This is a genomic window from Streptomyces sp. NBC_01508 (assembly GCF_045040315.1).
Lineage (GTDB): Bacteria > Actinomycetota > Actinomycetes > Streptomycetales > Streptomycetaceae > Streptomyces.
In genome coordinates this window covers 7,434,433-7,455,834 of the sequence record NZ_CP109419.1, presented here as the reverse complement: position 1 = coordinate 7,455,834, position 21,402 = coordinate 7,434,433, and the positions used below count along the sequence as shown (strand labels likewise).

Annotated in this window: 20 protein-coding genes and 1 pseudogene; 9 read left to right on the top strand and 12 right to left on the bottom strand. The window is 72.4% G+C overall.

Going from position 1 to position 21,402, the window contains the following annotated elements; genetic code table 11:
- Positions 1-31: 31 nt before the first annotated feature.
- The gene (locus OG700_RS34440) at positions 32-532 is read left to right on the top strand and encodes an Lrp/AsnC family transcriptional regulator (protein WP_405620508.1); all 501 of its coding nucleotides are present in this window, start codon (positions 32-34) and stop codon (positions 530-532) included.
- Positions 533-573: 41 nt separating this feature from the next.
- Entirely contained in the window at positions 574-2,256 is a 1,683-nt protein-coding gene (locus OG700_RS34435) for a DUF885 domain-containing protein (protein WP_405620506.1), read from the top strand.
- Positions 2,257-2,378: 122 nt separating this feature from the next.
- Here the strand turns inward: OG700_RS34435 and OG700_RS34430 are convergent, their stop codons facing one another.
- From OG700_RS34430 to OG700_RS34395, 8 genes and pseudogenes are all read right to left on the bottom strand, one after another.
- Complete coding sequence (locus tag OG700_RS34430) at positions 2,379-2,792, bottom strand: hypothetical protein (RefSeq protein ID WP_405620504.1); 414 nt, start codon at positions 2,790-2,792, stop codon at positions 2,379-2,381.
- Between the two features lie 71 nt (positions 2,793-2,863).
- Positions 2,864-3,355 carry a hypothetical protein gene (locus OG700_RS34425; protein ID WP_405620502.1) on the bottom strand — a complete coding sequence of 164 codons (492 nt, stop codon included), beginning with the start codon at positions 3,353-3,355 and terminating at the stop codon, positions 2,864-2,866.
- Positions 3,356-3,357: 2 nt separating this feature from the next.
- Positions 3,358-4,911 (bottom strand): peptidoglycan-binding protein, encoded by a 1,554-nt coding sequence (locus OG700_RS34420; RefSeq protein WP_405620500.1) that lies wholly within the window; start codon positions 4,909-4,911, stop codon positions 3,358-3,360.
- A gap of 11 nt (positions 4,912-4,922) precedes the next feature.
- A complete protein-coding gene (locus OG700_RS34415; protein WP_405620498.1) occupies positions 4,923-5,294 on the bottom strand; it encodes a hypothetical protein in 372 nt (123 codons plus the stop codon).
- Positions 5,295-5,768: 474 nt separating this feature from the next.
- Positions 5,769-6,614 (bottom strand): annotated as a pseudogene (locus OG700_RS34410) (SDR family oxidoreductase); the annotation flags it as partial.
- Positions 6,615-6,685: 71 nt separating this feature from the next.
- Positions 6,686-9,709, bottom strand: coding sequence for an AAA family ATPase (locus OG700_RS34405; RefSeq protein ID WP_405620497.1), 3,024 nt, complete (start codon positions 9,707-9,709; stop codon positions 6,686-6,688).
- Entirely contained in the window at positions 9,706-10,872 is a 1,167-nt protein-coding gene (locus OG700_RS34400) for an exonuclease SbcCD subunit D (RefSeq protein WP_405620495.1), read from the bottom strand. Before OG700_RS34400 ends, OG700_RS34405 begins: the two co-directional genes overlap by 4 nt.
- 102 nt (positions 10,873-10,974) lie before the next feature.
- Positions 10,975-11,592, bottom strand: coding sequence for a YigZ family protein (locus OG700_RS34395; RefSeq protein ID WP_405620493.1), 618 nt, complete (start codon positions 11,590-11,592; stop codon positions 10,975-10,977).
- A 100-nt stretch (positions 11,593-11,692) separates the two neighbouring features.
- On the opposite strand from OG700_RS34395, the gene OG700_RS34390 reads away from it, so the two are divergent.
- Positions 11,693-12,100 carry a CoA-binding protein gene (locus OG700_RS34390; protein ID WP_405620491.1) on the top strand — a complete coding sequence of 136 codons (408 nt, stop codon included), beginning with the start codon at positions 11,693-11,695 and terminating at the stop codon, positions 12,098-12,100.
- 78 nt (positions 12,101-12,178) lie between these two features.
- Here the strand turns inward: OG700_RS34390 and OG700_RS34385 are convergent, their stop codons facing one another.
- Together OG700_RS34385 and OG700_RS34380 are read right to left on the bottom strand one after the other, a co-directional pair.
- Positions 12,179-12,742 (bottom strand): YbaK/EbsC family protein, encoded by a 564-nt coding sequence (locus OG700_RS34385; protein ID WP_405620489.1) that lies wholly within the window; start codon positions 12,740-12,742, stop codon positions 12,179-12,181.
- 78 nt (positions 12,743-12,820) lie between these two features.
- Positions 12,821-13,393, bottom strand: coding sequence for a helix-turn-helix domain-containing protein (locus OG700_RS34380; RefSeq protein ID WP_405620487.1), 573 nt, complete (start codon positions 13,391-13,393; stop codon positions 12,821-12,823).
- A 96-nt stretch (positions 13,394-13,489) separates the two neighbouring features.
- Here OG700_RS34380 and OG700_RS34375 point away from each other — a divergent pair, with 96 nt between their 5' ends.
- Entirely contained in the window at positions 13,490-14,356 is an 867-nt protein-coding gene (locus OG700_RS34375) for an EamA family transporter (RefSeq protein ID WP_405620485.1), read from the top strand.
- Positions 14,357-14,378: 22 nt separating this feature from the next.
- On the opposite strand, the gene OG700_RS34370 is transcribed toward OG700_RS34375, so the two are convergent.
- The gene (locus OG700_RS34370; protein ID WP_405620483.1) at positions 14,379-15,122 is read right to left on the bottom strand and encodes an acyltransferase; all 744 of its coding nucleotides are present in this window, start codon (positions 15,120-15,122) and stop codon (positions 14,379-14,381) included.
- 324 nt (positions 15,123-15,446) lie between these two features.
- Here OG700_RS34370 and OG700_RS34365 point away from each other — a divergent pair, with 324 nt between their 5' ends.
- Genes OG700_RS34365 through OG700_RS34345 form a run of 5 tightly spaced genes read left to right on the top strand, consistent with a single transcriptional unit; the run spans position 15,447 to position 20,083 of the window.
- Positions 15,447-17,360, top strand: a complete 1,914-nt coding sequence (locus tag OG700_RS34365; RefSeq protein ID WP_405620481.1) for an ATP-binding protein — start codon at positions 15,447-15,449, stop codon at positions 17,358-17,360.
- 54 nt (positions 17,361-17,414) lie between these two features.
- A complete protein-coding gene (locus OG700_RS34360; protein WP_405620479.1) occupies positions 17,415-17,837 on the top strand; it encodes a roadblock/LC7 domain-containing protein in 423 nt (140 codons plus the stop codon).
- The gene (locus OG700_RS34355) at positions 17,834-18,193 is read left to right on the top strand and encodes a DUF742 domain-containing protein (RefSeq protein WP_405620477.1); all 360 of its coding nucleotides are present in this window, start codon (positions 17,834-17,836) and stop codon (positions 18,191-18,193) included. Before OG700_RS34360 ends, OG700_RS34355 begins: the two co-directional genes overlap by 4 nt.
- Positions 18,174-18,788 carry a GTP-binding protein gene (locus tag OG700_RS34350; protein ID WP_405620475.1) on the top strand — a complete coding sequence of 205 codons (615 nt, stop codon included), beginning with the start codon at positions 18,174-18,176 and terminating at the stop codon, positions 18,786-18,788. The genes OG700_RS34355 and OG700_RS34350 overlap by 20 nt, the downstream gene beginning before the upstream one ends.
- Positions 18,785-20,083, top strand: coding sequence for a cytochrome P450 (locus tag OG700_RS34345; protein WP_405620473.1), 1,299 nt, complete (start codon positions 18,785-18,787; stop codon positions 20,081-20,083). The genes OG700_RS34350 and OG700_RS34345 overlap by 4 nt, the downstream gene beginning before the upstream one ends.
- A gap of 75 nt (positions 20,084-20,158) precedes the next feature.
- Here the strand turns inward: OG700_RS34345 and OG700_RS34340 are convergent, their stop codons facing one another.
- Positions 20,159-21,385: a cytochrome P450 gene (locus OG700_RS34340; RefSeq protein WP_405620471.1), complete on the bottom strand. Its 1,227-nt coding sequence runs from the start codon at positions 21,383-21,385 to the stop codon at positions 20,159-20,161.
- Positions 21,386-21,402 lie beyond the last annotated feature (17 nt).

The following is a 21,402-nucleotide window of genomic DNA, read 5'->3' as shown; positions in this document are numbered from 1 at the left end:
CGCCGGGAAACCTCCGTGCTACGTTCGCCGGATGAGCGAGTCCGTCGTACTTGACGCGGTCGATCTGCACATACTGCGCCTGTTGCAGAACGACGCACGGACCACCTACCGGGAGATCGCCGCCGAGGTCGGGGTGGCCGCGTCGACGTGTCTGGACCGGGTGGGCAGGCTGCGGCGTTCCGGGGTGATTCTGGGACACCAGTTGCGCCTCGATCCGGCCAAACTCGGCCGTGGACTCCAGGCGTTGCTGTCCGTGCAGGTCCGGCCGCACCGCCGCGAGCTGATCAAGCCATTCGTGGAACGGATCCGGAGCCTGCCGGAGTCCCGCGCGCTGTTCCATCTGACCGGACCGGACGACTATCTGGTCCATGTGGCCGTCGCGGACACTGCGGATCTTCAGCGGCTCGTGGTGGACGAGTTCACCTCACGGCCCGAAGTGGCCCGTGTCGAGACGCGGCTGGTCTTCCAGCAGTGGGACTGCGGACCGCTGATGCCCCCTTCATCAGCCATTCCGCCGACGACGCGGCCCTGAGGTGGGGTGACTCGCGGTCCGCGCTCGGAGAGGATGTCGCCATGCCAGACACTTCCAGCAGCGCGCTGCCCCGCCAGGTCGCCGACGCCTATGTCGACGCACTCATCGAACTCGATCCGATCACCGGTACCTTCCTGGGCATCGCGGCCAGCTCCGGCCGTCTCCCCGATTTCTCGCCGGACGGAGCACGGGCGGTCGCCGACCTCGCCCGCGCGACCCTCGCCAAGCTCGACATCGCGACGAAGCTGCCGGGGGCCGACAGCGACCAGGAGCGACGCTGCGCCAGGCTGCTCCACGAACGGCTGACCGCCGAACTCGCCATCCACGACACCGATGAGCACCTGCGCGCGGTCAGCAACATCCACTCCCCCGCCCATCACGTCCGCGACATCTTCACCGTGACACCGACGGCGACGGACGAGGACTGGGCGGCTGTGGCCCAGCGCCTGCGTGCCGTACCGGCCGCGCTGGGCGGGTTCCGCGAGTCGCTGGCCCTCGGTCTGGAGCGGAAGCTGCCGGGCGGGCCGCGGCCGACCGCGACGTTCATCGGCCAGCTCACGGAGTGGGCGGGCGACGGCCGGGGCTGGTTCGAGGAGTTCGCGGCGGCCGGGCCCGACTCCCTCCGTGCGGAGCTGGACGCGGCGGCGGGTGCCGCCACCGGCGCCGTCGTCGCCCTGCGCGACTGGATGCGGGACGTGTACGCGCCGGCCGTCGAGGACGCGCCCGACACGGTGGGCCGCGAGCGTTACGCCCGCTGGTCGCGCTACTTCAACGGCGCGGACCTCGATCTCGACGAGGCGTACGCATACGGCTGGTCCGAGTACCACCGGCTGCACGCCGAGATGACCACCGAGGCCGACAAGATCCTCCCCGGCGCGACCCCCTGGGAGGCGCTGGCCCATCTCGACAAGCACGGCGAGCACATCGAGGGGGTGGAGGAGGTACGCAAGTGGCTCCAGGCCCTGATGGACGAGGCCATCGAGGCGCTGGACGGCACGCACTTCGAACTCGCCGAGCGGGTACGGAGGGTGGAGTCCCACATCGCTCCGGCGGGCGGCCCGGCGGCGCCGTACTACACCGGCCCCTCGGAGGACTTCTCCCGCCCCGGCACCACCTGGCTGCCGACGATGGGCGAGACCCGATTCCCGGTGTACGACCTGGTGTCGACCTGGTACCACGAGGGCGTTCCCGGCCATCACCTCCAGATCGCGCAGTGGACCCATGTCGCCGACCAGCTCTCGCGCTACCAGGCGTCCGTGGGCGGTGTCAGCGCGAACGCGGAGGGCTGGGCGCTGTACGCGGAGCGGCTGATGGACGAGCTGGGCTTCCTGCCGGACGCGGAGCGCAGGCTCGGCTATCTGGACGCGCAGATGATGCGGGCCTGCCGGGTCATCGTGGACATCGGTATGCATCTGGAGCTGGAGATCCCGGCGGACTCCGCGTTCCACCCGGGTGAGCGCTGGACGCCCGATCTGGCTCAGGAGTTCTTCGGGATGCACAGCGGCAGGCCGGCGGACTTCGTGGAGAGCGAACTGACCCGCTATCTGTCGATGCCGGGCCAGGCGATCGGCTACAAGCTGGGCGAGCGGGCGTGGCTGCTGGGCCGCGCGAACGCCCGCGAACGGCACGGCGACACGTTCGACGCCAAGGCGTGGCACATGGCGGCGTTGTCCCAGGGCTCGCTGGGGCTGGACGATCTGGTGGACGAGCTGTCCAAGCTCTGAGCGGGGGCGTGGCGCCCGGCGTGCCGATGCCGGGCGCCTGCCCGTTCGCGGCCTCTCGGTCACGGCACGGACGGATCGGAAGAGCGTGTCCGAGACTGCTCAGGCGAATGATCCGCCGTGGGTCAGGCGCCGTCGGCGGCGGCCCGGTCGCGGGCGGCGCGGCGCATGCCGATGATCTCGGCGACCGAGTCCAGCCAGCGGGCGGCGCCCGCCTCACCCTCCGGCGTGGCGGCGGCCTGTGCGGCGTTTTCCAGCCAGTCGCGCAGGAGCGCCGCCGCGTCGGGCCGGGGCAGGGGCTCGGGCAGCTCCGCGGCGTACACGAGGCCACCGGCCCGCACGACCTCGGCGACGAACGCCACCGAGCGAGGGACGACGCCGAGCCGGTCGAGAGTGATGGCGGCGGCGATGGCGCCGTCACCGGACAGGGCGGTACGGAAGGTGTCCTGGGTGAGGCCGTAGCGCAGGAGGATGGGGATGTCGGTGGCGGCGACGAGTTCGTCGTCGGTGCGCGGGCGGGTGCTGGGGACGGGTGGCATGGGGCCCTCGGCTTCCGAATTCCGGTCCGGATCGGGTCAGGTCGAGTCGAGTCAGGTCAGGTCAGGTCAGGTCAGCGGACGGTGATCTCGTACAGGAAGTACTCCACCCGCTCATTCGGTGCGCCGGTCGCCGTGGGAATGGGGCCGCGAAGGGGGTCGGCGGTGGAGTCGGACGAGGGCCCGGCCGCGGCCTCGGCAGCGCTGTGGCAACGACCGCCCGGGCAGTGCACCAGCTTGACCGTGGCCTTGCCGGACTTCACCGCCGTGAAGTCGAAGTACTCCTCGCCGTCGTCGCCGGCGTCGTTGTCCTCTCGCTTGCCCCCGTAGTCGAGGATGTCCTCGGCCGGCTTCGGGTCGGCGATGTACCAGTTGTCGCCCATGGCCGAACTGGCGGGGACGTTCAGCGTGAACTCGTCACCGGCGTCGACCGTGAGGGTCCGCTCCCGCGTGCCGTACTCGGTCGGCCCGAAGAATCCACAGCCGGTCAGCACGACCGTGGCGAGGAGGGGGAGCACGGCAACTGCCGTGCGGCGGGAAGCTGTTGTTGTCCGTATGGTGCGCATGGTCAGTCCTGGTCGATGTAGACGCGGTTGACGTTGTCGAAACGGTCGTCGCTGGCCGCGCTGAGGTCTCCGTTGATGAAGTCCTCCTCGCTGACCCAGGTGGTGGTGCCCCAGGGGTTGTAGATCTGGAGCATGCCGCCCTCCTGTCCGACGATCATCACGCCGTGGCCGACCCATTCGCCGTCGGTCTCGCCCTCGATGTTGATGGGGACGGGCTTGCCCTCGGCGACGGACTTGTTGATGTCGGTCAGCACATCACGGCGGTCGTTGGCATTGTCCATGTCACGCGACTCGTAGCTGTCGCCGGTGTGGGGGCTCAGCTCCTTGTTGGAGATGTCGACCTGGCCCTCGTCGTCCATGCCGGTCGGCTTGCCCTCCTCCCAGAACCAGCCGTCGTTGGATCCGTCGCCCTCTTCGTGCAACCGCAACTGCTCGTCGGTGAGCCGCTCGCGGAAGGCCGCCGGGTCGTTCTCCTGGCCGCTGGGGCCGCCGGTGAGCCCCAGAGCGTAGACGGGGTCGACCATGGCGCGTGCGGTGACGGTGGAGGAGGGAACACAGGTGAGGCCGTCCTGGCTCCAGGACCGGTCGCCGAACTTCTGGTCTTCCTGCCCGGTCTCGGAATTGGTGGTGACCGGCGAAAGGTACTCGCTCAGCCACGCCGGGTCCTTGCCGTGGATCTTCCCGCCGAACTCCGAGACCTCGTCCACGGAGTAACCCGCGGCGAGGGCCTTCATGAGATACGCCTTCTCCTGTGGCGTCGACGCGTTCGCCAGGAGCGTTTCCATCCGGGCGCTCTCGGCCGGCGACAGTTTCTCCATGGCCCGGCCGGCCCGTTCGAGGTCGTTGGCGCTGAGGATCTCGTTCAGATCGGGATCGCCGCCCACGTTGCTGGTGTCGGCGAGCATGAGACGGTCGACGGCGGTCAGGTTGTCGGTGTCCATCTTCCCGGTGCGGGCCTCGGCCGCCCACTTGTTGAGATCGCGGGCCGCGGCACGCGCGGCGTCGTCGGCGGAGACAGCGGCCGTACGCCTCAACTCGACCCCGTCGGCGGCGACGGTGCGCGCCCTCAGCCGGGCGGACTCCTCACCGTCGTCCTCGTGCCAGTTGTCGAAGGTCCCGTCTCTGCCGCCGAGCGACGTCCTCGCGTCCCGCAACTTGGCTCGGCCGTCGCCGTCCTGCTGCTGGGCGACCCTGACCGCGTCGGCCAGCGCGGTCAGCGCCCGGGCACCGCCCTGGAACGCCTCCGCCAACTGCGACGCCGCCCGCGACGCGGCACTGACCGCGTCCGAGGCCAGCACACTCGTATCACCGGCCCAGACCTCCGGCAGCCCCTTGCGGGCCACCCTGCCCACCCGGTCGTACAGGTCACCCGCCTCGTCGACCTGCGTGCGATACCGCTTGCCCAGCGACTTAAGCGTCGCCGGATCGCCCTCCGGCGCGGCCACCCCGAGCGCCTGGTCGATCAGTTCCAGCAGGCCGTTCTTGCTCCCGGCCTTCGGGATGCTCTCGCACAACCCCTCCAACCGCGCACGACGCTCGGTCGTGGACTCCGCCATCGGGCACCCCCTCAGTACTCGGACAGAGCCGACGGACGGTCGGCATAGGTCGGCATGTTGGTGAGGTGGCTGTCCCCGCTGGGCGCCGGCATCGTGGTCAGGGAGTCGCCTCCCACCTGAACACTGTTCGTCTCCATCTTGACGAGCTCATCACTTCCCGCGTACGCCCCCTTGGCGAGGCGGACCTTGTCCGCCAGCTCGTGCAGGGCGTCCCGCAGTGTGGCGGTCTCGGCCACCCAGGCTTCCGCGAAATCGTTGAACGCCGTCGCGGCGTCGGAACCGCCGAGCACGGACTGCGCGTAACACATCACGGGGTCGACGGCTTTGCGGATCTTCTCCGCGTCGTCACCGGATCCGTCCAGCTCATTGGCTGGTCGGGACATCTTCGCGGTCGCTACTTGATAGCCCTGTCCAACAGACATCCTCGCCCCCCGTACCCCGGATGCCGGCGGCGTCAACGCGCCCTCTGCGCACCCGGCATCGCGACTACCCTCGCAACCGACCAAGTCGCGGGGAGACTAACACCCGACCGCTGTCCACGGCCCACGGATCACGGGCCCCACGCACGCCTCCCACATGGTGTCCACGCCGCGCGGCCTAGGGTCTTTCGTTTGGATCGGGCCGGATGAGGGGGCGGGGTCTGGTGCCGTGGATCGCGAGGCGGAGGAGGGAGGCATGGCGGGAGCCGTGCCTGCCCTTCCGCCATCAACGCGGCGAGGCGCGGCACCAGACCCCGCGAGCCCGGCAAGATCCAAACGAAAGACCCTAGGTCCTGCCGGCGGATCTTCGGGGGTCCGCCGGCCGCTCGTGGGGCCGGGGATCATGCGGGACAGGCGTGAAGTGCCCCCGCCCAGGGTGAATCCGCCCTCGGAGTTGATGACCTGGCCGGTGATCCACTCGGCCTCGTCCGTGGCGAGCCAGGCGATCAGCCTCGCCGGGTCGTCCGGCATCCCCCAGCGTCCGGCCGGGAACATCCCGGCGATCTCGTCGTAGGCCGCGCCGGTGAGGTAATCGGTGTCCACGGGGCCGGGGTTGACAGTGTTGACCGTGATCCCGAGGCTCGCGAGGGAGGCGGCCAGGGTGTGGGTCGCCGAGGCGAGCGCGCCCTTGGACAGGCTGTAGGCGATCTCCTCGGGCATGCCGGACCGGAGGTTCTGGCCGGAGGTCATCATCACGACGCGACCGCCGCGCCGCATCCGGACCGGGTCGGCGGCCCGCGCCCTGGCGTACTCCTGGATCAGCAGGACCACGGAGCGGGTGTTGGTCGCCCAGTGCGCGTCGAGCATCGCCGCGTCGATGTCCTGCAGGGCACCGTCCGAGCCACTGAGGGCGTGATTGGCCACCAGGATGTCGACCTCGCCGCCGAGTGCTTCACGGGCCGCCCCGAAGAGTCGGGCGGGACCCTCGGGGTCGGACAGGTCACCTGGTCCGTGCGCGACGTGCGCGCCCGGATGTCCGAGGGCTTCGCGCACCGCGGCGGCGACCCCCTCGGGGCCGTCGGGATCCGCTCCCCAGGGCTTGGCCCGGTCGTGCGGCACATGGTGGTGGAGGTAGACGCTCGCGCCGTACGCGGCGAGCCGGCGGGCGACCGCGTACCCGATGCCGCCCCGTCTGCTCGCACCGGTGACGAGGGCGGTACGACCCCGCAGGGGCAGGTGCTCGCGGCGCAGGGATTCGCCACTGGGGTCGGGGAGTTGAGGCATGGCCCCGATGGTGACCGACCGTCCGACCGCTGTCACTCGGTTTTCCGCGCGGCGCGGTGGACCGTCCCCGCTCAGCCGTCGGCGCCCCCTGTGCGGAGGCTGACCGTCGAACCCCGGCGGGACTTGGTCACCTCCAGCTGGGTCGGGATCCGCCGGCGAAGGTCCGCGACATGGCTGACTATGCCGACGCTGCGGTCGCGTTCGCGCAGCGAGTCCAGCACGTCCAGCACCTCGTCCAGTGTCTGGTCGTCCAGGCTGCCGAATCCCTCGTCGATGAAGAGGGTGTCCAGGCGCGCGCCACCCGCCTCGTCGGTCACGACGTCCGCGAGGCCCAGCGCGAGCGCGAGGGACACGAAGAACGTCTCCCCGCCGGACAGGGTCGCCGTGTCCCGCGCGTTGCCCGTCCAGGAGTCGAGCACGTGCAGCCCGAGTCCGGACCGCTTCACTCCGCCGCTCCGCGCGTCCGAGTGGACCAGGGTGTAGCGGCCCGAGGACATCCGCAGCAGCCGCGCGGTGGCCGCCGCGGCGACCTGTTCGAGCCGGGCGGCCAGGACATACGACTCCAGGCGCATCTTGCGGTCGTTGTCGGTGGAGGTGCCTGCGGTGAGCGTGGCGAGTCGGGCCACCCGTGAGTACTCCGTACGGAGGGGGCCGAGGCGCCGCACCTCTTCCTCGGCCTGGCGGGAAAGCCTGGCCAGCTCGCCGTTTCGCTCGCGGGCGCCCGCGAGCGCGGCGGACGCGGCGCGCAGGGCGGTCTCGGCCGCCTCGTGGGACAGCAGCGCCGTGTCGAGCCGGGCGGGCGGCTGTTCGGCTGCCTCGCGTGCGTCGGGCTCGGCGAGCCGGTCGGCGACGGTGGCGGCCTCGGCCTGCCAGTCGTCCATCCGGTGGGTCAGATCGCGTTGTTCCGGGCCGGACAGCAGGGCCGCGGCCGCCTCGCGCGGGGTGTCGAACCCCGCCCGGAACGCGGCGCTCGCGAGCCGGTCGTCGCCGTCCTTGAGCCGCTGGGCCGTGGTGTCGAAGTCCCGCACCGCGTCGGCCGCCTCTGCGAGCAGCCGTGCCCGGCCCGCCAGCCGTTCGGCGTGCGCGGCGACGCTGTCGGCGCCGCCGCGGGCGCGGGCCAGTTCCGCTTCGAGGCCGGTCTGTTCGCGGTCGAGCGCCTCGCGCCGTGAGGTACGGGCCGCTACGCGGTTCTCGGCCGACCGCTGTGCGGTGAGCCGGTCCTCCCGCTCCCGTTCGGCGCGGGCCAGCGCCTCGCGGGCGGCGTGCGTACCGGCGGCGAGGCGGTGCGCCGCCCCGTGCTCGCGGCCCAGCCGCTCGGTGAGCGCGGCCAGTTCGGCGAGGGTGGATCCGCCGGCGGCCGACCGGGCCGCCGCGTACTCCTCCCGTACCGAGGCGTGCTCGCGCTCGGCGTCCGCGACGGCCGCCTCGGCCCGGCGGGAGGCGGCGGACGCGGCGTCCTCCGACGCCTGGTCGACCTGGCCCGCCGCGGCCCGCGCGGGCGCGGGGTGGTCGGCGGAGCCGCAGACCGCGCAGGGCTCACCCGTGACGAGGCGGGCGGCGAGTTCGGCGGCGATGCCGCGCAGCCGTCGCTCGCGCACGTCGAGCCAGGTCTGCTTGGCGTCGTTGGCGCGCTCGCGGGCGCTGTTCAGGAGGCGTTGCGACGCGGCGGCGCGGGCGTCGAGCGCGTCGCGTGTGCGGGCGGCGTCGAGCTGCGCGCGGGCCGGTTCGAGCTGTCCCGCGAGCTGTTCGGCGCGGGTCGCCGCCTCCTGGGCCGTCTCGACGCGTTCCTGGTGTGCCCGGCGGGCGCTCTCCCAGCCGGCGAGCCAGCCCGCGGCGTCGGCCAGCAGCTCTTCGTCGGCGCGCGCCTGGCGGTCCAGGTCGGTGCGTTCGCGGCTGATCTCGGCGCTGCGCCGCTCGGCGCCGCGGGCGGCGTCGACCCGGCCAAGCTCCTCCAGCATCTTCCGCTCCAGCGCGGAGAGATGGTCGGCGCCGGAGTCGGTGAGGTCGGCGGGGAGCCGGGCGCGGGCCCGGTCGCGGTCGGTGGCGGCCGTGCGGTGGGCGCGCTCGGCGTCCGCGCGCAGGGCGAGCGCGGGGGCGACCTGGTCCGCCTTGCGTGCCCGCTCCAGTCGGGCCCGCGCCGCCTCGTACGCCGGGCGGCGGGCTTCGAGCGCGTCGGCGCGTCGCCGTCCGTCGGCGAACCGCTGTTGCAGCCGGGCCAGTTCACGTTCGGTGTCGAGCAGCCGGCGCGCCGCCGCCTGCCTGCTCCCGGCGCCCGCGAGGGCCGCTTCGGCGATGTCCCGGCGTTCGTGCGCCGTGGAGCGGGCGACGGCGGCCCACGCCAGGACGGCGGGGGCGAGGCCCGGATCGCCCGGCTGCCGTGCGGGCAGCGGCTGTTCGACGCCGGCGCCGGCCGCCTGGGCGATGCGCTGCGCGACGCCGAGCAGCCGCTCGTCCCCGGCCCGCACCTGTTGTTCGGCGCCCCGGCGCAGCTCGGCGAGGCGGTCCTCCACCGCGGCGAACCGGCGGGTGTCGAAGAGGCGGCCGAGGAGCTTGCCGCGTGCCTCGGCGTCGGCGCGCAGGAAGCGTGCGAAGTCGCCCTGCGGCAGGAGGACGACTTGGCAGAACTGCTCGCGGCTCATCCCGAGGAGCTGGCCGATCTCCTCGCCGATCTCCTGGTGGGACTTGCTCAAGGCGCGCCGGTCGCCGCTGGCGGGGTCGTACTCGCGCAGCCGGCTCTGGGCCTTCTCGGTGGTGACGCCGGTGCCGCGCTTCTTGGGACGTGTCTGCGCGGGGCGCCGGGTGATCTCCAGCCGCCGTCCGCCGACGGTCAGTTCGAGGCAGACTTCCGTGTACGTGCCCGCCGGGGCGTGGTCACTGCGCAGGGAGGCGTCCTTGGTGGCGCCGCCCTTGATCTGACGCGCTCCCGGCACGGCGTCGTACAGCGCGTAGCAGACGGCGTCGAGCACGGAGGTCTTCCCGGCGCCGGTCGCGCCGTGCAGCAGGAAGATCCCCGCGGCGCACAGGGTGTCGAAGTCGATCTCCTGGGTGTCGGCGAAGGGGCCGAAGGCGGTGATGCTCAGCCGGTGCAGTCTCATCCGGTCACCTCGCGCACGGCGGTGTCGACCCGTACGTGGTCGAAGGCGCCGCGCAGCACGGTCCGTTCCCGGTCGTCGGGCCCGGCGCCGCCGCGCACGTGCGCCACGAAGTCCTCGGCGATCTCCTGGTCGCTGCGGCCTTCGAGGCGCTGCGCGTAGGACGCGATCTGGTCCTCGTCGCCCCGGTCGGGGTCGAAGACGAGGCTGAGGGTGTGCGGGAACCGTTCGGCGAGGCGTGCCATGGGGTCGGCGGGTCGTACGGGGTCGGTGAGTGTGGCCTCGGTCCACGCCTGTTCGTGGCGGGTGAGCGCCGGGTCGTCGAGGAGGTCGGCGAGGGTGCCGCGGAGGCGGGCGAGGGGGCGCGGCACGGGGCAGTCGACGCGCTCGGCGTCGATCTCGCCGCCGGGGCCGAGGTCCACCAGCCACATCGTCTTGCGGTGGCCGGTCTCGGAGAAGGAGTACGCGAGGGGCGAACCGGAGTAGCGGACGCGCTCGGTGAGGGCCTGTGCGCCGTGCAGATGGCCGAGGGCCGCGTAGTCGACGCCGTCGAACGTCCCGGTGGGCACGGCGGACACGCCGCCGACGGTGATGTCGCGTTCGCTGTCGCTGGCTGCGCCGCCGACCACGAAGGCGTGCGCGAGGACGACGGACCGGGTGCCGTCGGGCCGTTGTGCGAGGTCGGCCCGTACGCGGTCGAGCGCGGCGGAGAGGACGGCTTCGTGGCTCGTCCTCGCCGCCTTGAACTCGTCGCGGACCAGGGCCGGTTCGAGGTAGGGCAGCCCGTAGAGGGCGACGTCGCCGTGGGCGTCGCGGAGCACGACGGGGGTGGCGCAGCGGGCCGGGTCGGTGCGCAGGTGGATCCCGGCGTGGTCGATGAGGCCCGCGCCGACGCCGAGCCGGCGGGCCGAGTCGTGGTTTCCGGAGATCATCACGGTCGGTACGCGGGCCTCGGCGAGCCGGTGCAGCGCCCGGTCGAACAGCTCGACGGCGGACAGCGGCGGCACCGCCCGGTCGTACACGTCACCCGCGACGAGGACAGCGTCCACCTCGTGCGCCAGGGCGGTCGCCACGAGGTGGTCGAGGAAGGCGGCCTGTGCGTCGAGAAGGCTGACCCGGTGGAAGGACCGTCCCAGGTGCCAGTCCGACGTGTGCAGGAATCTCATGATCCTTGAGAGTAACGGTGGGGTCGGACATCGCGGGTGGCCACCGGTACGGCGCCGGTGGGGCACGGGGCCGCCGGGCGGTTCCGGTGCGGACGGGGGGCGTCAGATGTCGCCGTACGCCTCACCGCCCAGTGCCAGTACGGCTGTTCCGGCCGTGGTGTCGGCGAGCCAGGCGCGGAAGGCGTCGACGTCGGCGTCCGGCAGTCCGATCCCGATGGTCACTATCTCCGCGTACGTGACGTCGCGTACGGTGCGGCCGGTGGCCCGCAGTTCGTTCTCCAGCTTTCCGGCCCGCTGGTGGTCCACGATGATCGTGGCCAGCCGGTGGCGCTGGCGGGTGACGGTGCCGAGCGCGTCGAGGGCTTCGCCGACGGCGCCCCCGTACGCGCGGATCAGCCCGCCCGCGCCGAGCTTGATGCCTCCGTAGTAGCGCGTGACGACGGCGACGACGTAGCGCACGTCGCGGCGGATCAGCATGGGCGGGCCGGCGGTGCCGCCGGGCTCTCCGTCGTCGCTCGCCTTCTGTACGGAGGCGTCGGCGCCGATGACGTAGGCGAAGCAGTTGTGCGTGGCGGTGGGGTGTTCCCGGCGGACGTCCGCGACGAAGTCCCGCGCCTCCTCCTCGGTGGCGGCGGGCGCGAGTGCGCAGAGGAAACGCGACCGGTTGACCTCGGTCTCGTGGATTCCCTGGCGGGCGACGGTGCGGTACTGCTCATGCATCGCGCCACCCTAGGCTCTGCCGCCACCGCGCCCGCATGGCGGGTCGTCGCCACGAGGGCCGGCGGGGGAATTGCCGGGCCGTGCCGTCCGTTGTCCGGGCATGTACGCAGACGATGAGACGATCCGCGGGATTCTGACCTCCACGGGCGACACCTGGGCGGTCGTGGGACTGTCCGGCAACCGGTCGCGGGCGGCGTACGGCGTGGCGGCCGTGCTCCAGCGCTTCGGCAAGCGCGTGGTGCCGGTGCATCCCAAGGCGGAGACGGTTCACGGCGAGCGGGGGTACGCGTCGCTGGCGGAGATCCCGTTCCCCGTCGATGTGGTGGACGTGTTCGTCAACAGCGAGCTGGCGGGGCCGGTGGCCGACGAGGCCGCCGCGATCGGCGCGAAGGCGGTCTGGTTCCAGCTCGGGGTGATCGACGAGAAGGCGTACGAGCGCACGCGGGCCGCCGGTCTCGACATGGTGATGGACCGCTGCCCCGCCATCGAGATACCGCTGCTGGGCTGAGCGGTCCGGGAGCCGTACCCACCGCCGTCGACACCGCCGTCCCCACCGCCCTCCGCACCGCCGCAGGCGTCGACGCTTTCAGCCAGTGGCGATGCCCAGGCCGTCGATGACCACGGCGCCGGGCAGGGCGGCGAAGGTCTTGCCGGGCACGATGAGCTTGCCCCGGCGCCGTCCGCTGCCGATCAGCACCCACTCGGTGTCCACGACGGCGGCATCCACGAGCAGGGTCCAGTCGGCGGGCAGGCCGATCGGGGTGATGCCGCCGTACTCCATGCCGGTCTCGCCGGTCGCGGAGTCCATCGGGGCGAACGAGGCCTTGCGCGCGCCGAGTTGTCTGCGTACGGCTCCGTTGACGTCGACGCGGGTGCGGGAGAGCACGAGGCAGGCGGCGAGCGTGGACTCGCCGCCGCGCTTGCCCGCCACGACGACGCAGTTCGCGGACCTGTCGAGCAGTTCGGCCCCGTGGTGCTCCACGAAGGCGGCGGTGTCGGCGATGTCCGGGTCTGTGTCCACGTAGAGGAGTTGGTCGGCGGGCACGTCGCCCTGCCAGGCCCGTACGGCGGCGGCGACCGGCTCCGTGAGCAGGTCGAGGCAGTCGGGGGCGGGCCGGGCGTTGTCGAAGTCTCCGATGGGCGCGCGCATGGGCGTCAAGCTAACAGGCGGGCGGACGGCCGGGAACGGCCGTCTCGACGGATGAACGCGACCACGGCGGACGGCCGCTCAGCGCGCGGGCGGGATGGAGACGGCCATGGTCATCTCGACGGTCGTCGCGCCGTCGTTGCGGTAACTGTGCGGCAGGTTCGCCTCGTAGACCGCCGACGAGCCTTCGGCCACCTGGTGCGAGGCGCCGTCCACGACGAGGGTCAGTTCGCCGGCGGTGACGTGCAGCAGTTCGGTGGTGCCGTCGGGGTGGGCGTCGGAGTCGCTGTGTTCGCCGGGCATCAGTTTCCAGGACCACAGTTCGAGCGGGCCGCGTGATTCGGTCCCGACCAGCAGCACGGTGGCACTGCCCGCCTCGGTGGACCACATGCGGACGGCCTGGTCGGCCGGTACGACCCTGACCTGCGGGCCCTGTTCGTAGTCGAGGAGCGTGGTGATGCTGATGCCGAGCGCGTCGGCGAGCTTGACCGTGGTGCCGACGCTGGGATTCGTGCGGGCCTGCTCGATCTGGATGATCATGCCCCGGCTGACCCCGGACCGGGCCGCCAGAGCGTCGAGGGTGAAGGCTCTCTCGCCGCGCCACCGTTTGAGATTGCGGGCGAGCGACTGGGTCAGCTGATCGAGGTCCGACACATTCCGTCCAATATATTCAATGACACAGTTCAATGGACTGCACTACGGTGTGGTGCACCAACCGTCCATCACACTGTACTGGCGAGGTTCGCGTCCATGACCGCACTGTTCGCGCTGGCCACCAGCCTGCTCTGGGGTCTGGCCGACTTCGGGGGCGGGCTGCTCACCCGGCGCATGCCCGCCCTGACCGTGGTCGTGGTGTCCCAGTCGATCGCCGTCGCCGTCCTCGGTGTGGTCGTCGTCGTGACCGGCGCCTGGACCGAGGCCGGACCGCGGCTCTGGTACGCGGTCGCCGCCGGAGTCGTCGGCACCGTCGCCATGCTCGCCTTCTACAAAGCGCTCGCGCTCGGCCCGATGGGCGTCGTCTCCCCACTCGGCTCGATCGGCGTGGCGGTCCCCGCGGGAGTGGGCATCGTCGTCGGCGAACGGCCCGGACTCATCCAGGTAGCCGGGATCGCCGTGGCCGTCGCGGGCATCGTGCTGGCCGGCGGCCCCGAGCTGCGCGGGGCGCCGGTCCGGCGCCGGGCGATCGCGCTGACGCTGCTCGCCGCGTTCGGGTTCGGCGCGGTCATGGCCCTGATCGCCGAGGCGTCGACCTCGCTCACCGGCCTGTTCCTGGCGCTGTTCGCGCAGCGCGTCGCCAACGTCGGCGTCGGCGGGACGGCGCTGTACGTGTCGGTGAAACGAGGCGCGCGTGCCCTGCCCGAGGAGGGCGGGTTCCAGGTGATCCGGGCGGCCCTGCCGGCGCTGGCGTTCGTCGGCCTCGCGGACGTGGCCGCCAACGGTACGTACGCGATCGCCGCCCAGTACGGTCCCGTCACGGTCGCCGCAGTCCTGGCCTCGCTGTATCCGGTGATCACGACGGTCGCCGCGCGGGGCGTGCTGAAGGAGCGACTGCGCGCCGTCCAGGCGGCGGGCGCCGGGCTCGCGCTGATCGGCACGGTCCTGCTGGCCGCCGGCTGACCGCGCGTACGCCCTGTGAGGCCTACGTCCGGTCCGGATCCAGCTCCGCGAGCGCCAGCAGTTGCTCCGGTGTGACGCCCTCCGGGATCGGCACGGGCGCGGGCGTACGCAACGGCGGCTGCCAGCCCCGCTCCGGGTCCCAGCTCCGTACGACCCGCGCGGGCGCCCCCGCCACCACCGCGTGGTCGGGCACCTCCCCGCGTACGACGGCTCCCGCCGCCACCACCACGTTGCGCCCCAGCCGCGCCCCCGGAAGGATCACCGCGCCGGTGCCCAGCCAGCACCCGGGCCCCACCGACACCCGCTCCGTGCGGGGCCACTGCTTGCCGACGGGCACCTGCGGATCGTCGTAACTGTGGTTCGTCGACGTGATGTAGACGTACGGCCCGCAGTACGTGTTCGAGCCGATGGTCACCTCCGTGTCGGCGACGACATGGCTGCCGCGGCCGAGGACGACGCCGTCGCCGAGCCGCAGGATCGGCTCCGCGCCCAGGTCGAGGCCGGGCATCATCCCGGCGGTCAGGGTGACGTGTTCACCGATGACGCAGTGGTCGCCCAGCTCGATCCACGGCTCACCGAAGACCGTGCCCTGCGGGAAGGCGAGCCGGGTACCCGCACCGATCCGGCCGAAGCGGAGCCTGCCGGGCTGCTCGGCGCTCACCGCGCCCGCCTCCTGGATCCACCGCCAGCCGCCCTGGACGGCGCGCGAGACGAGGCGGCGGCGCCAGGCGGTCAGTGAGGGATACGTGTCTCTGCTCTTCGGCACCCGCCCACGGTATCGGCGGGGGCGGGCCGGGCCGGCGCCGCGTGCTGTGACGTTCACCCCACGGCGCCACTCCCTCCCGCCAATCCCTTTCTCGCGCATTTACCACGACTTCGCCCACCACGGGGGCGAGTTCGCCGCCAACTCCCTCGTTGGTGGGCACTGCCCCGTGGTGGCCCCGTTCCCCCACCCCTCGTGAGTAGCGTGAGCCCCACACGGCCCGGAAGACCACCGTTCCCGTCGGCGACCGGCGCCGCCCAGCACGGCCGACGCGCGCCGGTCGGCCGGTCTGTTTCCCCCGCACTCGAATACCCGAGGGACCGCGGAATGTCAGTGCCTGTCGCACCGAGCCCCCACCGCGTACTCAAGACGCGCCCCCTGTCGCTCGCCGGGCCGCCCGCCCTGCTGCTGGTGGCGGGAGCCGCGGCCGGCGCGGCGGTCGCGACCGCCCCCACCGCCGCACGCGCCTGGGCGTTGACGACGCTCGCCGTCGCCTGGGCGATCCTCGCCTGCGCCGTCGTCGGCGCCGGGCTGCTGCTGCGGCGCCACCGCCGTGGCTCCGTGGCCGCCGGCGGCGAGATCCAGGCCCTGCACGCGCGACTGGCCAGGAACGGCGCGGAGTCGGCCCACCTGGCGAACGTCACGCTCCCCACCGTGGTCAAGCGGCTCCGCGACGGGGCGGGCACCGAGGAGACGCTCGCCGCCGCTCCCCAGCCGTCCGACCCTCAACTCCAGCGGGTGCTGCGGACGTTCGCCGAAGAAGTCGCGCTCGGCGAGCACCGCGCGGCCACCGCGATCGCCGGCCACGAGACGGCGGTCGCCGGGCTCGGCCGGATCGCCGACGATCTGGACCTCCTGTCGACGGTGACGCTGCCCACCGCACTCGGCGCTCTCCGCGAGGGCCGGGGCGCCGACACCGTACTGGCCGATCTGAAGCGTCCGTCCGATCCCCGGCTGCGCGTCCTGACCGACGCGGTCGTACGGGACTTCGCCATCAGCGAGCGGCGCGGCTCGGCCGCCCAGGCGGCCAGCGCCAAGGCCCTGAGCCGCGTACAGGCGAAGGCCGTGAGCATGCTCGCCGATCTCCGCGAGATGCAGGAACGTCACGGCGAGGAGGTTTTCGGCGATCTCCTGAGGCTCGATCACAACACCTCGCAGCTCGGGCTGATGACCGACCGGCTGGCGCTGCTGATGGGCGGCCGGGCGAGCCGCGCCTGGAACAAGCCCATCGGCATGGAGAGCATCCTGCGCGGCGCCGTCGGCCGGATCGCGGCCTATCAGCGGGTACGGCTGCACTGCTCCAGCACCGCGTCCGTCGCCGGATTCGCCGCCGAGGGCGTGATGCACCTGCTGGCCGAACTGATGGACAACGCCGCCAACTTCTCGCCGCCGATCGACGAGGTGCACGTCTACGTGGAAGAGCGGTCCGCCGGCATCGTGGTGACCATCGAGGACAGCGGCCTGAAGATGGCCGACGCGGCGATGCGGCGCGCCGAGGAGTCGGTGTCGGGACGCTCCAACGACCTGGCGTCCCTCCAGGGCACCCGCCTGGGCCTGGCCGTCGTCGGACGGCTCGCGGCCAAGTACCACCTGAGTGTCAACTTCCGTCCCTCCTCACGCGGCGGCACCGGCGTCGTCGTGCTCTTCCCGCCACAGCTCCTCGCCCAGCGGCGGAGCGCCGCGTCCGGCCTGCCGGGGCGGCACGCCGCGCCCGTACCGGCGGGCACGGTGAGCGAGCCGGCCGTCACACCCCCGTCGGTGCCACTGCCGGCGGTCCTGCCGTCGCCCGCCGCACCGGGCGACGGCCCCCGGGTGGCGACTCCGGGCGGGCTGCCCGTACGGCCGCCGGGGCGCACCATGGCGGCGGCGGACCGCGACAGGCCACCCACGGACGGCGCGGGCGGCACCGGCGGCACGGGCGGCACGGGCGGCACACGGAACGGCACCGGAGGCACCGGCGACGCGTCCCGTACGCGCAACGGCGCGGCACGCGCGGCCATGCCCCCCGGCCGCGACGCCGGATCGCAGTTCGGCGCCTTCCACCGGGCCCGGCTCTCCGTGGACGGCCCCCCGGCGAGCAGGAGCCGGAGCCGGAGCCGGAGCCGAAGTCCGGCGACACCTCCTGAGGTGCCCCTCGTTCCCCGTACGGCGCCGGGAGCACAGGCACCGCCGCCGCCCAGCCCACCCCCGTCAGCGAACGTGCGCAACGCGAGAACCGTGATTGGAGGCACGGGCCGGTGATCCGCTTCCCCCGGCGGACTCCGCCCCACGCAACCCATGCATTCCACGCACCCCATGCCAACGACCGACAACAGCCTGACCTGGCTCCTGGAGAGCCTGCTGGAGCGCACCCCCGGCACCCGGCACGCCCTGGTGCTGTCCCGCGACGGGCTCAAGCTCTGCTGGAGCCGTCATCTCACGCTCGACCAGGCCGACCAACTGGCCGCGATCTGCTCCGGAATCCAGGCGCTCGCGCAGGGCGCCTCCGTCGAGTTCGGCAACGGCACCGGCGGCGTACGCCACTCGATGACGGAGTTCCACGGCGGCCTGCTGTTCATCGTGGAGGCGGGCGACGGCGCGCATCTCGCGGTGGTGGCCGAGGACGGCGCCGACCCGGGTGTGGTGGGCCATCAGATGACCGAGCTGGTCGACCAGATCGGCGAGCATCTGCGGGCCGAGCCCCGGGCCGCGGCGTCCCCCGAAGTCGCCCCGTCATGACCCGCGAGCCGGTCGACACCGGCCGTCCCGACCGGCTGTACATGGTCACCGGCGGCCGCAGCCGTGCCGACCACGACACGTTCGACCTGGTGACGCTGATCGTCAGCGAGTGCGCGCCGACCCCGGGGACGCAGTCGGAGCACCGCGCGATCCTCGAACTGTGCCGCCACCCCACGGCGGTCGTGGAAATCTCGGCGGAGCTGCGGCTTCCCGTGACGGTCGTACGGATCCTGCTCGGCGACCTCCGGGCGACGGGCCGGATCACCGCCCGCCATCCGCGCGTGGCGCGGTCCGTCTCCGCACTGCCCGACCCGGCCCTCTTGAAGGAGGTGCTCCATGGACTCCGCAACCTCTGAACTGCCCGCCCGTACCCCGCTGAGCGACGCCGCCGAGACCGGACTGAAGATCGTGATCGTGGGCGGCTTCGGGGTCGGCAAGACGACCCTGGTGCGGTCGGTGAGCGAGATCCGCCCGCTCAACACGGAGGAGGTGATGACACAGGCCGGTGTCGGTGTGGACGAGACCGCCGGACTCACCACGAAGACCACGACGACGGTCGCCTTCGACTTCGGCCGGATCAGCCTCACCGAGCGGGTGGTGCTCTATCTGTTCGGCGCGCCCGGCCAGGAACGGTTCTGGTTCCTGTGGGACCGCCTCTTCTCGGGCACGCTGGGCGCGGTCGTCCTGGTCGACACCCGGCGGATGAGCGAGTCCTGGTACGCCATCGACCGGCTGGAGCATCACAGGACGCCGTTCGTGGTCGCGGTCAACCGGTTCGACAACGACATCTCCGCGTTCTCGCTGGACGAGATCCGGCAGGCGCTGTCGCTGCCCGCGCACGTCCCGCTGATCAACTGCGACGCGCGGGTCCGCTCGTCCGGCAAGAACGTCATGATCGCCCTCGTGGACCACCTGTACGAACTGGCGATGGCACGGGAGTTGACGCCATGACCGATCCCCGCACACCCTGCCCCGAAGCCCTCGGCGCGCCGGGCGCGCCCCTCGACGCCCAGCCGCCACCCGGCTGCCCCGCCGCCCCTCACGACTCGGTGCCCCTGAGCGGACTCGAATTCCAGCAGACTCCGTCCCAGCTGTACCGCAGCCTGCGCCGGGCGCACGGCCCGATCGCCCCCGTCCTGCTGGACGGTGGTGTCCCCGCGTGGCTGGTCCTCGGCTACTCCGAGGTCAGCTATGTCACCAGCCACGACGAGCTGTTCGCCCGGGACTCGCGCCGCTGGAACCAGTGGGCGGCGATCCCCGCCGACTGGCCGCTGCTGCCGTACGTCGGCTACCAGCCGTCCGTGCTGTTCACCGAGGGCGCCGAGCACCAGCGACGCGCCGGTGTGATCACCCAGGCCCTCGAAGCGGTCGACCAGTTCGAACTGGCCCACGACTGCCGGCAGATCGCCGAACAGCTCATCGACGCGTTCGCGGGCACCGGGGGCGCCGAACTGATGGCCTCGTACGCCCACGCGCTGCCCATGCGGGCCGCCGTCCAGATGTGCGGCATGCCGGCCGGCGGCGCCGACACCGAGGCGCTGGTGAGCGACCTGCGGATGTCGCTGGACGCGGCGGAGGGCGACGACCCGGTGTCGGCGTACCTGCGGGTGCAGGAGCGCATCCAGCGGTTGGTACGGGACAAGCGCGTCCGGCCCGGCTCCGACGTCACCTCGCGGATGCTGGGGCATCCGGCGGGTCTGGCGGACGACGAGATCGTCCAGGACCTGATCTCCGTCATCGCGGCGGCGCAGCAGCCCACGGCCAACTGGATCTGCAACACGCTGCGTCTGCTGCTGACCGACGACCGCTTCGCGCTCAACGTGTCGGGGGGCCGGCTCAGTGTCGGGCAGGCGCTCAACGAGGTGCTGTGGCTGGACACCCCGACGCAGAATTTCATCGGCCGATGGGCGGTCCGCGACACGCAGTTGGGCGGTCGGCACATCAGGGCGGGCGACTGCCTGGTCCTGGGGCTCGCGGCGGCCAACACCGATCCGCAGATCTGGCCGGAGGGTCATATCGGCGCGGAGAACGCGGCGCACCTGTCCTTCGGCAACGGCGAGCACCGGTGCCCGTATCCGGCTCCGCTGCTGGCCGACGTCATCGCCCGTACGGCGGTCGAGACGCTGCTGGAGCGGCTGCCGGATGTCGTACTGGCCGTGGAGCCGGGCGAGTTGAGGTGGCGGCCGTCGATCTGGATGCGCGGTCTGACGGCACTGCCGGTGGAGTTCACCCCGGTGGTGCGGTGAGCCACCGCCGTTGTCATCGGTCGTCGGGCGCGCTGTGGCGCGCCCGCCCGACGACCGATGAGCCGCCCGGCGCTGTCAGTCCGCGACGGGGGTGAACTGAACCGGCAGCGACCGCGGGCCGCGCGTGAACACCCCCTGCTCGACCGGGTCGAACCCGTCCGCCGGCCGCAGGCCGGGCATCGCGTCGAGCAGTTGCCCGACCCCCACCCGTACCTCCGCCTTGGCCAGCAGCGCGCCCACGCAGAAGTGGCGCCCGAGCGCGAAGGCCAGATGGTCCGCGGCGGCGGAGAACGCGGTCGTCGTCGTCAGGTCGTCCCGGAAGAGGTTGAAGGTGTCCGGCTCGGCGAAGCGGTCACCGTCCCGGTTGGCGGCGCCGATGAGGCAGGTGACGGTGGCGCCGGAGGGTATCGTGCCGCCGCTGAGCGTGACCTCTTCGGAGGTCTGCCGCATGATCATGTGCACCGGCGGTGTGTACCGCAGGGTCTCCGCGAACGCCCGGTCCACCAGGCTCCGGTCCTCCTGTACGGCGGCGAGCTGGTCCGGGTGGAGCAGCAGGTTCGCGAAGATCGAGGCGATGGCCTTGTCGGTGGTCTCGCCGCCCGCCGCGAGCAGCAGGCTGCAGAACGCCTTGATGTCCTCGTCGCTCATCCGCACCCCGTCGACCTCGGCGGCGCACAGCGTGGAGAGCAGGTCGTCGCCCAGGTTCTCCCGGCGGGCCCGGATGATCGGGATCATGTACTCGGCGAACTCGATCCGGGTCCGTTCGCCCGCCGCGGTCACCTCGGGGTCGCCGGACAGATTGCCGAGGAAGGCGATCACGGTGGTGTACCAGCCGTGGAAGCGGGCGTGGTCCGCCCGGTCGAGCCCCAGCATCTCGGCGATGACGTTGACGGGGAAGCGGGTGGCGAAGGCGTCCACCAGGTCGACGCTTCCGGTGTGCCGGAAGTCGTCTATGAGGCGGCGGGCGTTGCTCTCGATGACCGGCAGGAACTTCTCCTCCAGGTCGCTGCCCCGGAACGCGGGAGCGACGAGCGCGCGGCGTACGGCGTGCTCCCGGCCGCTCAGTTGGAGGATCGTCCTGCCGTGCACGGGCTCGATCTGCCAGTGGTAGTTCTCGGTGGTGAACGCCGACGCCTTGTCCTTGAAGGCCCGTTCCACGTCCTCGTACCGCGAGATGATGTAGCTCTTGGTGGCTTCGTGCCAGATCAGCGGCGCGCTGTCGCGCATCTGGCGGTAGGCGGGATACGGATTCTCGGCGAACTCCGCCGACAGGATGTCGGGGACCTGCTGTGCGGTGGTCATGGCGCTCCCTCGGTCGA

Bases quoted from the DNA above. Each gene is read 5' to 3' on its own strand.
- OG700_RS34440 (WP_405620508.1), top strand. From the start codon at position 32: ATGAGCGAGTCCGTCGTACTTGACGCGGTCGATCTGCACATACTGCGC.
- OG700_RS34435 (WP_405620506.1), top strand. From the start codon at position 574: ATGCCAGACACTTCCAGCAGCGCGCTGCCCCGCCAGGTCGCCGACGCC.
- OG700_RS34430 (WP_405620504.1), bottom strand. From the start codon at position 2,792: ATGCCACCCGTCCCCAGCACCCGCCCGCGCACCGACGACGAACTCGTC.
- OG700_RS34425 (WP_405620502.1), bottom strand. From the start codon at position 3,355: ATGCGCACCATACGGACAACAACAGCTTCCCGCCGCACGGCAGTTGCC.
- OG700_RS34420 (WP_405620500.1), bottom strand. From the start codon at position 4,911: ATGGCGGAGTCCACGACCGAGCGTCGTGCGCGGTTGGAGGGGTTGTGC.
- OG700_RS34415 (WP_405620498.1), bottom strand. From the start codon at position 5,294: ATGTCCCGACCAGCCAATGAGCTGGACGGATCCGGTGACGACGCGGAG.
- OG700_RS34405 (WP_405620497.1), bottom strand. From the start codon at position 9,709: ATGAGACTGCACCGGCTGAGCATCACCGCCTTCGGCCCCTTCGCCGAC.
- OG700_RS34400 (WP_405620495.1), bottom strand. From the start codon at position 10,872: ATGAGATTCCTGCACACGTCGGACTGGCACCTGGGACGGTCCTTCCAC.
- OG700_RS34395 (WP_405620493.1), bottom strand. From the start codon at position 11,592: ATGCATGAGCAGTACCGCACCGTCGCCCGCCAGGGAATCCACGAGACC.
- OG700_RS34390 (WP_405620491.1), top strand. From the start codon at position 11,693: ATGTACGCAGACGATGAGACGATCCGCGGGATTCTGACCTCCACGGGC.
- OG700_RS34385 (WP_405620489.1), bottom strand. From the start codon at position 12,742: ATGCGCGCGCCCATCGGAGACTTCGACAACGCCCGGCCCGCCCCCGAC.
- OG700_RS34375 (WP_405620485.1), top strand. From the start codon at position 13,490: ATGACCGCACTGTTCGCGCTGGCCACCAGCCTGCTCTGGGGTCTGGCC.
- OG700_RS34365 (WP_405620481.1), top strand. From the start codon at position 15,447: ATGTCAGTGCCTGTCGCACCGAGCCCCCACCGCGTACTCAAGACGCGC.
- OG700_RS34360 (WP_405620479.1), top strand. From the start codon at position 17,415: ATGCCAACGACCGACAACAGCCTGACCTGGCTCCTGGAGAGCCTGCTG.
- OG700_RS34355 (WP_405620477.1), top strand. From the start codon at position 17,834: ATGACCCGCGAGCCGGTCGACACCGGCCGTCCCGACCGGCTGTACATG.
- OG700_RS34350 (WP_405620475.1), top strand. From the start codon at position 18,174: ATGGACTCCGCAACCTCTGAACTGCCCGCCCGTACCCCGCTGAGCGAC.
- OG700_RS34345 (WP_405620473.1), top strand. From the start codon at position 18,785: ATGACCGATCCCCGCACACCCTGCCCCGAAGCCCTCGGCGCGCCGGGC.
- OG700_RS34340 (WP_405620471.1), bottom strand. From the start codon at position 21,385: ATGACCACCGCACAGCAGGTCCCCGACATCCTGTCGGCGGAGTTCGCC.